The organism is Brevundimonas sp. NIBR10, assembly GCF_027912515.1.
GTDB lineage: Bacteria > Pseudomonadota > Alphaproteobacteria > Caulobacterales > Caulobacteraceae > Brevundimonas.
In genome coordinates this window covers 3,779,836-3,792,020 of sequence record NZ_CP115464.1, presented here as the reverse complement: position 1 = coordinate 3,792,020, position 12,185 = coordinate 3,779,836, and the positions used below count along the sequence as shown (strand labels likewise).

Below are 12,185 nucleotides of genomic sequence, written 5' to 3'. Positions count from 1 at the left end.
TGCGTCGGGCGGCCCTGACTCCGTCCGGCCCGAGCCCCGCGGGGGTCGGCGGCGGGTCGCGGGGACCAGCCGGGCGGAGTGTCTCTGTGGCTCCCCGACAAACGCGAGGAACGCTGCCTTAGCCCTCCAGGTCCTGGCCTTCGTCCGGCTCAGGAACACCCAGCAGTTCATCGGCGATCTTGTTCTGGGACTTCCTGACCTTGTCCTCGATGGCGTCGGCCATGTCGGGGTTGGCCTTCAGGAAGGCGCGGACGTTCTCGCGGCCCTGGCCGATGCGGGTGGAGTCGTAAGAGAACCAGCTGCCCGACTTCTCAATGATCCCTGCCTTGACGCCCAGGTCGATGATCTCGCCCAGCTTGGAGATGCCTTCGCCGTACATGATGTCGAAGATGACCTCGCGGAACGGCGGGGCGACCTTGTTCTTGACCACCTTGACGCGGGTGGTGTTGCCCACGACCTCGTCGCGGTCCTTGATCGCGCCGGTGCGGCGGATGTCGAGACGGACCGAGGCATAGAATTTCAGCGCATTGCCACCGGTCGTCGTTTCCGGCGAGCCGTACATGACGCCGATCTTGTGCCGGATCTGGTTGATGAACAGCACGATGCACTGCGACTTGTTGATCGAAGCGGTCAGCTTGCGCAGGGCCTGCGACATCAGACGCGCCTGAAGACCCGGCAGGCTGTCGCCCATCTCGCCCTCGATCTCGGCGCGGGGCGTCAGGGCGGCGACCGAGTCGACCACCACGATATCCACGGCACCGGAACGCACCAGGGTGTCGACGATCTCCAGCGCCTGTTCGCCCGTGTCGGGTTGGGACACCAGCAGGTCGTCCAGATTGACGCCCAGCTTCTGGGCATAGCCGGGGTCCAGCGCGTGTTCGGCGTCGACGAAGGCCGCCACACCGCCCGCCTTCTGGATCTCCGCCACGGTGTGCAGAGCCAGGGTCGTCTTGCCCGAGCTTTCCGGCCCGAACACCTCGATCACCCGCCCGCGCGGCAGTCCGCCGATGCCCAGGGCAATGTCGAGCCCCAGCGACCCGGTCGAGACCGAGGGGATCGCCTGGGTCACGCCGTTCTTGCCCAGCTTCATGACCGAGCCCTTGCCGAAGGCGCGATCGATCTGTGCGATCGCGGCCTCCAGGGCGCGCTGCTTGTCGCCGTCTTCCTTGCCAACCAATTTCAATGCCGCCTGCGAAGCCATCTTACCCGTCTCCCTTGCCATGATTCCCATCGATGCTTGGGAGAGACCCGCCACGGACCCGCTCCCTGTGAACAGATGTAGAACACGGCTCGCGGAAGTTGCCAAGACGTTCTGGAGAATAAAAGCGGAACATTTGGTTCGGTACGACCGATTTTGACGTGGGTGGTCCACGCCGTCAGGTTCTGTAACTCCCGGCTCGGTGGTGTTTGCGCAACGGTGTGTGGCGAGATCCATGGAGCCGATCATGACCCTGACCCGCCGTCATCTGGGACTCGGTGCGCTGGCCCTGAGCGCCGCCGCCGCCCTGCCGCCCGCCGCCCAGGCCGAAGCCTTCGCCATCCGGATGGCGGGACAGCATCGCGGCGTCCTGCGCGGCGCGGGTTTCGCCATCCCGACCTATCACGTCAATTTCGTCACCTCCCAGCAGGCGACATCGGTGGCCAGCATTTCGGCGCGGACGCGGCTGGCCGTGGTCATGGTCGGGCCGGATCAGGCGCTGATGCGGCGGCTGACCAACGAGGCCTATGCCGACCTGCGCAGCCAGATGACGGCGGCGAACCTGGCTCTGGTCTCGATCGAGGAGACCCGCGCCATGACCCGCGCCTCGGGGCTGGCCGAACTGCCCGGAAATGTCGAGATCGCCGGCATCGGCCCGGGCATCACGATCGGCTCCAGTCTGAGGAAGGGCTGGGCCACCTTTGGGCCGGATGCGGCGCCGGCCTTGAGCCCGTTGTTGAGCATGCGTGGCGCGGGCCAGACCGGTTTCGCGGCCATGGGCGCCATTGCCGCGATGAACGCCCTGGGGCCAGTCGCGCGCCAGCCCCAGATGGTCGACAAGGTGGCCTTCGCCCCTTCGCTGGTGCTGGATTTCGCGCGACTGGAGGCGCGACGTCCCGGCCTGTTCGGCGGAGTGGCCTCGGCGGGTGGAAACATCGCCTTCGGGGTGCTGGCGGCGTCGAAGGTGACTGCGCACAAGCCCGCGCCGCGCGGCCCGGGTACGCCGGGCGGTTTCGCCCCGCGCGAGGACGTCTTTTCCCCGACCCCCTTCGCCGAGGTGGTCGAGGGCGGGGCGGCGGTGCGCGGCGGGCCCAGCTTTTCCGACACGGTCGATGAGAACTATCAGGCGATCCAGCGCGCGCGCGGCGATGCCGTCGTAATCAACATCCCGATCTGGGAAGGTCTCGTTCGCGACGCCTTCCGCAGCTACAACGCCGCCATCGTCGAGGCCATCCGGTCGATGCAGGCCTGACCTCAGCCCTGGGCGGCTGGCGGCTCGGGCTCCATCGGCTCGGCGAACCGGGCCGTCAGCGAGACCCCGCAGGCCAGGATCACACAGGCCGCCGCCGCTCCCGCCAGTCTGCGCGCCCCCTCCTGGGGGGCCAGGGGCCGGGCGAACATCAGCACCAGCAGGGTCAGGGGTGCCAGTACGCCCGGCAGGTCCATGCCGATGCCGAGGAAGACCGGGTGGGCCAGATAGACGATCCATGCCCCGCCCAGGGCCGTGACGACGGCCGGGGCAACCAGCGAAGCCATGCTCTTCAACCGCGCTCCGACCAGCGCCGACACCGCGGCGGCGCAGGCGGCCAGCAGGCCGGGCCAGATCAGCAGGAAGGCAGCGGTCGGGGCCACGATCTGCACCACGACGCCCAGAACCAGCACCAGGGCGATCAGCCCCAGCCACCCGCCCCAGGGCGACCTGGTCGTGCCCGGCCCCCACAGGCTGAGCCCGATGGCGACCACCGCCGCGCCCAGCACCACGGGATTGACCCCGCCCAGCAGGGTCGCGGCGAAGGCGGCCAATAGCACGGCACCTGCGAGCACCCGTCGCCCGACCCGGTCGCGCCCCGCGAGCACGCTCAGGCCCATCGCCAGCACCGTCAGCCCGATCCCGGCCTCGATCCACGGCAGCCGGGCCAGCAAGACGTAGTAGGCGTCTGCCGACCCCGCCCGGCTCGACATCGGCCCGGCCAGCAGCCGCACCGCATGGGTCAGGACCAGCCCGGTCGCGATCACCCAGACCCCGCCCAGCATCCCGCGCCCGACCTCCACGACCGTCACCCCCGTCGCGTGCCGGCCGCCCCAGAAGGCGAACAGGCCGAGCGCACTTGCCAGCGCCAGCAGCACCCATCCGGTCGCGGGCGCATGGGCGACGATCGTGTGCCCCAGAATGTCGGCATAGACGCGGGGCTCGGTCGCACGGGGCAGGGCGGACGACCTCAGGAAGGCGTCGGTGGCCTCCAGAGCCTGGGACCCGATATGCTGGACGCTGCCCTGGTCCAGGGCAGCGGGCGTCGAGGTCGGCGAATGGTACTGGGCCGGCCGGCCGATGAAGGCCAGGTTGATCCCGGCGATGCCGCGCTCCCTCGACACGGTAAAGTCCGTGCCGTTGGGCATCAGCTCATAGACCAGCACCGCCAGGGAGTTCGAGGTCGCGCCGCCGTCGGCACGGGCGGAGGTGCGCGCGAACAGGTCGATGGTCTGGCGATTGCCGGGCCCGGTCTCGAACATCATCGCCCGCCCGCCGCCGCCGCGCGCCTCCAGATTGACCACGACGCCGACATGGGCCGGCAGGGAAGAGGCCTTGAAGAAGCTGACCGCCCCGTCCAGCCCCAGTTCCTCGGCGTCGGTCAGCAGCACGATCAGGTCGCGCTCGGCCGGCCCACGGGCCTTGATTGCCCGCACGCTTTCCAGGATGGCGGCGACACCCGACGCATCGTCGGCGGCCCCGGGCGAGTCGGCGACACTGTCGTAGTGGGCCATGACCAGCACGGCGGGGGCGTCCGGATTGCGGCCGGGCAGGATGCCGACGATGTTGACGGGCAGGGCGGTGGGATCGAGGCCCCAGCGGGTCAGCCGCCGCTGGCCCTGAGCCGACATCTCCCCGACCTGCAACGCGGGCGTCAGGCCCAGAGCGGTCATCCTCTGCACCAGATACGCCTGGACCCGCGCATGATCCGGCGACGACACCGGATGCGGCCTCTGCGCCATCTCGCGCACATCGACCATGGCCCGTGCGGCGGAGAAGGTCGTCGGCGATGCGGTCGCCGGCCGTGGCTCGGGCGTCTGCAGACTGACGACGCCCAGGATCAGCGCCAGGACCAGTGAACCGATAAGCAGGCCAAGCCGCATGATGAATCCCCCCGATCCGGCGATGCTAGGCGAGAGAGGTGATCGCGTCGATCCGGGTTTATCGCGGAACTGGATCGATCGGCATACCGTCTGACGCTTCGCGTGGGCTTGCGGGATCAGGCCGCGACGCGATGGTGTTCGGGGGCGTAGTCGGGGTCCTGTCCGGCGACCTGGATCCGCTCTCCGGCATACAGGCGATCGATGTCCTCGGCGGGCACAGGCCGGCTGGCGAGATAGCCCTGGAACTCGTTGCAGCCGACGGCAGCCAGGCGCAGCCACTGATCGGAGGTTTCGACCCCCTCGGCAATGACCCGCATGTTCAATGACCGGCCCAGCTGGACGATGGACTTGACCAGGACGTCGGCGGACCGGGACTGACCCATGTCGATGACGAAAGAGCGATCGATCTTGATCTTCCCGATCGGGAAACGGCTCAGGTAGGACAGGCTGGAATAACCGGTGCCGAAGTCGTCGATGGCGATCGAGAATCCCGCCTCGCGCAGGGCGTCCAGCCGCGCCGAAGCCCCCTGACCGCGGTCCACGAGAACCCCTTCGGTCAGTTCCAGTTCGATGCCCGTGGGGCTGACTCCGGTCTCGCCGGCCAAAGTGAGAAGCCGGTCGGCGAACGCGGGGTCCTTCAGTTGCAGGGCGGAGATGTTCACCGCCATCTTCAGGCCGGGCCAGCGCAGACTGTCCTTGAAAGATTGGCTCAGGGTGAAGGCGCTCAGGCTTTCGATCAGGCCGGACTCCTCGGCCAGGGGCACGAAGACAGCGGGAGAAACCGGGCCGAACTCCGTCGAGGTCCAGCGGACCAGTGCCTCGACCCCGATCATTGAGCGGTTCCGGTCGACCTGGGGCTGATAGACCATGCTGAGGGCACCCGCCTGAATGTCGCGGCGCAGCGCCTCGACCAGTCCCCGGCGCCGGCGCAGGTCCTCGTCCATGGCCGGCTCGTACAGGGCGAATCGGCCACGGCCGTCGCGCTTGGCCGCAAACAGTGCAAGATCGGCCTTGCGCAGCGCCTCTCCGGAGTCGGTATCCGCAGCGTGAGCGAAAGCGACGCCGATGGTCGCAGTCAACTGGAACCGACCGATGCTGAGGGCGTAGGGTCGGGCAAGTATCTTCAGGGTTCGTTCGGCCCTGTGGCCGATCTGGTTCGGGTCCGTTTCGAACTGAATCAGGGCGAACTCGTCACCGGCCATGCGGTAACACAGGCCCTGCTGACCGGCGACGCGCCGCAACCGGCGCGCCACGTTCTTGAGCAATTCGTCGCCGACCGCGTGGCCGCTGATGTCGTTGAGTTCCTTGAAGTTGTCCAGATCGATCGAATACAGCGCATAGCCCGGTCCACCGGTCGCCACAGCCGTGAACGCCTCGGACAGTCGCCCATCCATCGCGCGGCGATTACCCAGGCCGGTGAGAGCGTCATGGTAGGCGATATGCAGGGCTCGTGCCTCGCTGGCGACCACCGCCTTGGTCGCCGCGTGGTTCTTGCGGTAGGCGACCAGGGCCACCGCCAGAAGGCCGGCCATGATGGCCAGCACGATCGGCAGGAACTTGCCCAGAAGGCGGCTGCCCGGCTGCTGCGGCGTCCAGTCCAGGGTAGCGACGGTGCGGTCGGCGGAGTTTGTAATGCCTGCGTGGGCCTGGTCGGGCTCCAGGCGGGTGTCATCGTGGTGCAGATGCGCGTCGGCCAGCATATACCGCTGGCCAAAGGACTCCACGAAAGCGGGATCGACGACCCGTCCTGTCAGGATGATGGGCGCACGCCCTGCCTTGATCCTCGCTGATCCGAAATCCGGCTGCACAAGTGTGGCGGACAGGATGACAAGGTCGTTGCCGATGAGGTCGTAGGTATTGGCGACGATCGCGGCCTCGGGTTCGGCACCCGGATTGGCGCGGTGTGCTGACCGGTCTGCCTCCTTGCGACGGACCTCGGAGACGATCCGCGCTGCGGGTCCGGCCAGTCGGTCGTAATCCCCCAGGGCGGCGTCCGCGCCGTCTGACATGCCGTAGATGGGCATGTCGCGGGCATCGAGCACCCAGGAGAATGCAAAGCCGTTGGTGACGTGCAGATAGGTCCCCACATTGTCGTGGGCCCAGGCACGGTCGAACCGGTTGTCCAGATTGACGACGGCGTCGTCCCAGACGGCCTGGGGAACGACCTGTTGTCCGACCTCGGCCGCGCGAGACTGCATGCCGTTGTTGACGACGGTCTGTTCGCGATCGAGAGCCAGCCGGTCGTAATCCGCCGCCATCAGGTGCAGCGTTGCGGTCAGGGCAGCGATCGCGGCTCCGCCCCCTGCGGCCACGGCCCAGAACTGATTTCTCGCTTTCGCGCGCTGCGGCACGGCGTGTCCCCACTTCGAGGACATACTGTAGAGCTCACAGCCTAACCGAGTTCTTCCAGGAATGGTTACCAGGAGAACTGGCCGAGTCGCCCGGAGCGATCACTGCGCGCCTGGCGTTCGACGACAGCATCCTGAACCCTGGCTGGGAGGTCGTGGACGCCCCCAACTGGTCGGCCCTCTGGCCATATTGGGCGGCGAGTGTCGTGTTGCGGTCGAGCGTCCCTGACGCCTGACGGTCAGGCCTGGACGAAATCCGCGGGCGTCAGGGTCCGCCGCCCGCCAGCCGGCAGGTGGATCGCCAGCACCCGGTCGCCGAGACGGATCACGCAGGGTTCGCTCAGGTCGCTGGTCAGTTCGGCCTCGACCAGCGCGCCATTGTCCCAGCGCAGCGACAGCCCGAACCCGCCCCGGCAGCGCAGGCCCGTGATCGACCCGGACGGCCAGGCGGCGGGCAGGGCGGGCAGCAGGGCGATCTCGCCGGAATGGTCCTGCATCAGCATCTCGGTCATGCCGGACACGCCGCCGAAATTGCCGTCGATCTGGAACGGCGGATGGGCGTCGAACAGGTTCGGATAGGTCCGGTCGGGGCTCAGCAGATGCGTCAGGATACGGTGTGCCCGGTCCCCGTCACCCAGCCGGGCCCACAGGTTCAGCCGCCAGGCGATGGCCCAGCCGGTCGAGATGTCGCCCCGCACCGCCAGGCTGGCCTTGGACGCCTCGGCCAGGGCCGGCGTGCCGCGTGTCGTGATCTGGTCTGACGGATAGACGCCGTACAGGTGGCTGACGTGACGATGGTTTTGTTCCGGTGCCGTGGCGTCCCAGTCCTCGCGCCATTCCTTGAGCAGGCCGGTCGGTCCGACCTCGTTGGGTGCCAGCCGAGCCTGGGCCGCCGCGATCTCGGCGCGCAGGCCGGGGTCGAGCTCCAGCCGCTCGGCCGCCCTGATCGTATTGCCGAACAGATCGCGCAGGATCTGCTGGTCCATGGTCGGCCCGGCGCACAGGGAGGTGCCGCCGGGATGAATGTTCTCGGGCGAGATCGACGGCGAGACGATCAGAAAGTTGGTGCCCCTTTCGACCTGCAACGTGTCGAGGAAGAACAGACACGCCCCCTTCAGCACCGGATAGACAGCGGCCAGATAGGCGTCGTCGCGGCCATAGTCCCACCGGTCCCAAAGGTGTTTGCACAGCCAGGCCCCGCCCGTCGGCCAGACGCCATACTGCGACCCGTCGATCGGCGCTGTCGCACGCCACAGGTCGGTGTTGTGATGACAGACCCAGCCCCGCGCGCCGTACATCACCTGCGCGGTCCGGGCGCCTGTGATGGCCAGGTCCTTGACCATGGCCACGAGCGGCTCGACGCATTCGCTCAATCCCGTCGGCTCGGCGGGCCAGTAGTTCATCTCGGTGTTGATGTTGATGGTGTATTTCCCGCCCCACGGCGGAGAGTTGTTCTCGTTCCAGACGCCTTGCAGATTGGCGGGCTGGGTGCCGACGCGCGAACTCGAGATCAGCAGGTAGCGACCATACTGGAAATAGAGCGAGGCCAGCGCTGGGTCGTCCGAGGTCTGGGACGTGGCGACGCGCTCGTCGGTCGGACGGTCGGCGGCGGGGGTAGTTCCGACGTCGAAGGCGACCTTGCGGAACAGCCGCCGGTGCTCGCGCTGATGGTCGGCCAACAGGGCGTCCCAACCCTTGGCGGCAGCATCGACGACGGCCTTGCGTGTTCGGGCCGCCGGATCGCCCGAGACGTCGCGGAAGCTGCGATAGCTGGTCGCCGCGGCGATCAGCAGGACCACACTGTCGGCCCCGCTGACCGTCAATCGCCCATCCTGCACCGCCGTCCGTCCGCCGGTCGGTATGATCTTCAGGCGTGTCTCGTAACGCAGGGCACCCGCCACGCCGTGCTGCGAGATGTTGCGGCCGGCGAAGACCAGGGTGTCCGCGCCCTCGGTGCGCGCAACCGCCGTGGCTCCCGGCGGGTTCTCGAAGCCTGCGGAAAAGGATACGCCGCCTGTGCCCGCCGTCAGCCGCACCGCGATGACCTGGTCGATGGCCGAGACGAAGGCCTGGCGACCGTGGGTCGCGCCCCCGGCCTCGAACCGCACCGACGACAACGCGCCGTCGAGGTCCAGTTTGCGCCGATAGGCTGACGCGCCGTCGGTCCCCTCGAAGTCCAGATAGAGGTCGCCGAGGGCGTTGTACGACATCTGGCGGATCGGCGTGGCCATGATGGACGCGGTGGAAAAGTCCCTCGCCTCGACCCAGCGCTCTTCCTCGATCAGGGCGCGGACGCGAGGAATGCCCTCGCGCGCCTTCGGGTTGGCCGGGTCGTAGGGACCGCCGCCCCACAGGGTGTCCTCGTTGAGTTGCAAGCGCTCGCGCGCCACGCCGCCGAAGACCATGGCTGCCAGCCGGCCGTTGCCGATGGGCAGGGCCTCGGTCCACGCCGCCGCAGGCTGTCGGTACCAGAGGGTCAGAGGATTTGCCGAGGTCGCGGCCGACGCGGGAATCGGCTCCAGCCCCGTCAGGCCCGCCGCCGCGCCGACCGCCATGGCTCCACGCCGTGTGAACATGTTGGGCCTGCCAATCCAGTCGCTGCTGAATTGTCGTACTAATCTGGCCCTGGCCGTCCGCCTAGCGCGAAATGCGAGCGATCAGGCCGCGCGGCTGAGCGCCGAGGGGGCCTTCACGAACAGGCCACGACGCCCCGACACCGGCCGGAACGCTACCGTTTCACCGTCCAGCCGCTCGTCGACGCCCAGGAACAGGCAGCCGTCGTCGACCAGTTTACGCTCCAGCGCCTCGATCACCCCGCCGCGCCGGGCCGGCTCCATGTCGCTGAGGACATGGCGGCAGAAGATGACGTCGAAACGCGGCCCCGCCGCGGGTTCGTCCAGCAGGTTGGCGCGGCTGAAAGCCACCCGGTCGCGCAGCTCCGGCTTGACCGCCCATTGCTCGTCGGCCGGTTCGAACCAGCGCAGCATGGTGTGGGCCGACAGGCCGCGCTGGATCTCGAAGGTGGTGTAGGCCCCGGCCTGGGCCCGCTCGATCGCGCGCTGCGACAGGTCGGTGGCGCAAATTTCGACGTTGGCCCCGGCGTCACCGGCGGCCATAGCCAGGGACCAGGCCTCCTGGCCCGAACCGCAACCGGCCGACCAGACCCGCACACGCCCACCCTCACGCACCCGGCCGATGGCGGGCAACAATTCACGCGCAAAGGTATCGAACGGTGCCCGGTCGCGCCGGAACCAGGTCTCGGGGTTCAACAGGGTCTCGATGATCGCCCAGCCCAGCGAAGCGACCGGCCGGGCCCACAGCGAGGCCAGCATGGCGTCCACACTGTCGAACCCCTCGCGCCGGGCGACGGGGCCGAGGCGGTGGGTCGCCAGATGAATCCGGTCGCGGGTCAGCCGAAAGCCGGCCCGGGAGGCCATGAGCTGCTGAAGGCGGTCGAAATCCTCTTCGGTCATGCGGATGTTTGGCGGCTCAGACGGCCCCCACCTCCGCCAGTTTGGAATGAAGGATCTCGCCGTCGAACGGCTTCATCACATAGTCGTCGGCGCCGGCGGCCAGCCCTTCGGCGATCCGCTCGGGCCGGGTCTCGATGGTGCAGAACAGGACCTTGGGCGTGTCGCCGCCCGCCTGCGAACGCAGCCGCCGCAGAAACGTCAGCCCGTCCATGACCGGCATGTTCCAGTCCAGCAGGATGACGTCGGGCATGACCGAGGCGCAATAGGCCAGGGCCTCTGCGCCGTCCGCCGCCTCGTCGACCTCGAACCCGAGGCCTTCCACGATGCGGCGCGCGACCTTCCGGATGATCCGGCTGTCGTCGACGATGAGGCAGGTCCTGGCGTCCAAAACGGTCTCCGGCACGGCGAATCCAGCGCGCGCGTGGCCCCATCATCGCGTCCGCGCGGTTAACGAGGGGTTGGGAAAGGGAAAATTCCCAACCTCAGATCGGCATTCGCGCCTCGATGGCCACACGGCCCTCTTCGGTGGCGACGGCCAGCCTCCCGCCCGCCTCCTGTACGGTCAGCCACAGCCAGTAGGGCTGGATCCACTGGCCCGTCAGCCCCTCGCTGAGCCGTTGTCCCGCCAGCCCCGTCGCCGCCTCGGGCTTCAGCCGCGCGCGGGCCCCCTCGGCCAGGCCGGTCAGGATCAGCCGATCGCCCTCGCGTCGGCTCGCCACCACAGCCTGACCCCCGGTCGGCAGGGCGGCGGTGGTCAGATAGGCCAGGTTGACCAGGGCCCGCGCCGCCGGCTTGTCGAAGGTCGTCTCGGTGATCCGCCAGTCCAGGGTCGCCCGGCCGCCCTTGATCATGCCGTCGACCAGCCCCTGCAACTCCTCGCCGGTGAACCGCTCGCTGGTCGTCGCCGCCCCGAAGGCCACGCGACAGAACTGCACCAGGGCCACCAGCTTGGTCGCGCTGTCGGTGATCAGGCCCAGCGCATCGTCGCGCATGTCCTGGGCCGCCGGGTCGTTCAGCAGGTCCAGCCCCGACATGATCGCCCCGGCCGGGCTGATGAAGTCGTGGCACAGCTTGGCCGCCAGATAGGTCGCCAGCTCGGCGCTGCTCGCCTCTGCGGGCACCGGGGCGGTCGGGGACATGTCGGTCATCGGGTCTCTTGGGGATCGTTGGGGCGCGGTCTGCACGCTGGGCTGATTTGTCGGTTCGCGAAACCGCGCGGATCGTCTATCCACCGCCGGATGCCTCCCCGTACCTCAAAAGACCCCGTCGCCCGCGACCTCGCCTCCGGTGCCCTGCATGACGCCATCGCCGAGATCGCCGAGGACGCCGCCCGTCTGATCCTGCCCTACTGGCGTTCCGGCGCGGCCGTCCAGGTCAAGTCCGACGACAGCCCCGTCACCCTGGCGGACCAGCAGGCCGAGGCCCTGATCCTGTCGCGTCTGGCGGACCTCTATCCCGGCGTCCAGACGGTGGCCGAGGAACAGGCGGCGGCCGATGGCGTGCCCGATGCGGCCGAGGGTCGTTTCTGGCTGATCGACCCCCTGGACGGCACCAAGGGCTTCATCGCCGGCAAGGAAAGCTTCACCGTCAACATCGCCCTGATCCAGGACGGCGTCGGCGTCGCCGCCGTCGTCTCGGCCCCTGCGACCGAGACCACCTGGTCCACCGGCCCCGACGGCGCGAGGAAGCGCCGCTTCGGCGAGCCTTGGCGCCCCATCAAGGTCCGCGACCGCCCCGACCGGCCCGCAGCCCTGCTCAGCTACACGATGACCGACGACGAGGCCGAACGCCTGTCGGCCCGCCACGGCTGCACGGCCTGGCAGGGCATGGATTCCTCGATCAAATTCTGCCTGATCGCCGAGGGCTCCTTCGACGTCTACCCCCGCACCGGCCAGACCTCCGAATGGGACACGGCAGCGGGCCAGACGGTGCTTGAGGCCGCCGGCGGCCGCGTCGTCGTCGATGACGGCTCACCCCTGATGTACGGCAAGCCCGGCTTCAAGAACGGGGCCTTCGTGGCGATGGGGGGTAGGG

8 protein-coding genes and 1 pseudogene are annotated in these 12,185 nt (G+C 68.6%); 2 read left to right on the top strand and 7 right to left on the bottom strand.

Annotated features, from left to right (window positions below; all coding sequences use genetic code 11):
* Nucleotides 1–118: 118 nt before the first annotated feature.
* The gene (gene recA, locus O5K39_RS18550) at nt 119–1,201 is read right to left on the bottom strand and encodes a recombinase RecA (protein WP_271145076.1); all 1,083 of its coding nucleotides are present in this window, start codon (nt 1,199–1,201) and stop codon (nt 119–121) included.
* 244 nt (nt 1,202–1,445) lie between these two features.
* Between recA and O5K39_RS18545 the strand changes: the two genes are divergently transcribed.
* Nucleotides 1,446–2,450, top strand: a complete 1,005-nt coding sequence (locus O5K39_RS18545) for a hypothetical protein (RefSeq protein ID WP_271145075.1) — start codon at nt 1,446–1,448, stop codon at nt 2,448–2,450.
* A gap of 2 nt (nt 2,451–2,452) precedes the next feature.
* Here the strand turns inward: O5K39_RS18545 and O5K39_RS18540 are convergent, their stop codons facing one another.
* From O5K39_RS18540 to O5K39_RS18515, 6 genes are all read right to left on the bottom strand, one after another.
* Nucleotides 2,453–4,330, bottom strand: coding sequence for a M20/M25/M40 family metallo-hydrolase (locus O5K39_RS18540; RefSeq protein WP_271145074.1), 1,878 nt, complete (start codon nt 4,328–4,330; stop codon nt 2,453–2,455).
* Nucleotides 4,331–4,446: 116 nt separating this feature from the next.
* A complete protein-coding gene (locus O5K39_RS18535) occupies nt 4,447–6,681 on the bottom strand; it encodes an EAL domain-containing protein (protein WP_271145073.1) in 2,235 nt (744 codons plus the stop codon).
* Nucleotides 6,682–6,917: 236 nt separating this feature from the next.
* Entirely contained in the window at nt 6,918–9,254 is a 2,337-nt protein-coding gene (locus O5K39_RS18530) for a glycoside hydrolase family 95 protein (RefSeq protein WP_271145072.1), read from the bottom strand.
* An 81-nt stretch (nt 9,255–9,335) separates the two neighbouring features.
* Nucleotides 9,336–10,151, bottom strand: a complete 816-nt coding sequence (locus O5K39_RS18525) for a CheR family methyltransferase (RefSeq protein WP_271145071.1) — start codon at nt 10,149–10,151, stop codon at nt 9,336–9,338.
* A gap of 16 nt (nt 10,152–10,167) precedes the next feature.
* A complete protein-coding gene (locus O5K39_RS18520; RefSeq protein WP_271147192.1) occupies nt 10,168–10,539 on the bottom strand; it encodes a response regulator in 372 nt (123 codons plus the stop codon).
* Between the two features lie 94 nt (nt 10,540–10,633).
* Nucleotides 10,634–11,299 (bottom strand): histidine phosphotransferase family protein, encoded by a 666-nt coding sequence (locus tag O5K39_RS18515; RefSeq protein ID WP_271145070.1) that lies wholly within the window; start codon nt 11,297–11,299, stop codon nt 10,634–10,636.
* A 90-nt stretch (nt 11,300–11,389) separates the two neighbouring features.
* Between O5K39_RS18515 and cysQ the strand changes: the two are divergent.
* Nucleotides 11,390–12,181: pseudogene (cysQ, locus tag O5K39_RS18510) on the top strand (3'(2'),5'-bisphosphate nucleotidase CysQ); the annotation flags it as partial.
* Nucleotides 12,182–12,185 lie beyond the last annotated feature (4 nt).

Coding starts and splice junctions, on each gene's coding strand:
- O5K39_RS18515 (WP_271145070.1), bottom strand. CDS start 11,299: ATGACCGACATGTCCCCGACCGCCCCGGTGCCCGCAGAGGCGAGCAGC.
- O5K39_RS18540 (WP_271145074.1), bottom strand. CDS start 4,330: ATGCGGCTTGGCCTGCTTATCGGTTCACTGGTCCTGGCGCTGATCCTG.
- O5K39_RS18525 (WP_271145071.1), bottom strand. CDS start 10,151: ATGACCGAAGAGGATTTCGACCGCCTTCAGCAGCTCATGGCCTCCCGG.
- O5K39_RS18545 (WP_271145075.1), top strand. CDS start 1,446: ATGACCCTGACCCGCCGTCATCTGGGACTCGGTGCGCTGGCCCTGAGC.
- recA (WP_271145076.1), bottom strand. CDS start 1,201: ATGGCTTCGCAGGCGGCATTGAAATTGGTTGGCAAGGAAGACGGCGAC.
- O5K39_RS18530 (WP_271145072.1), bottom strand. CDS start 9,254: ATGTTCACACGGCGTGGAGCCATGGCGGTCGGCGCGGCGGCGGGCCTG.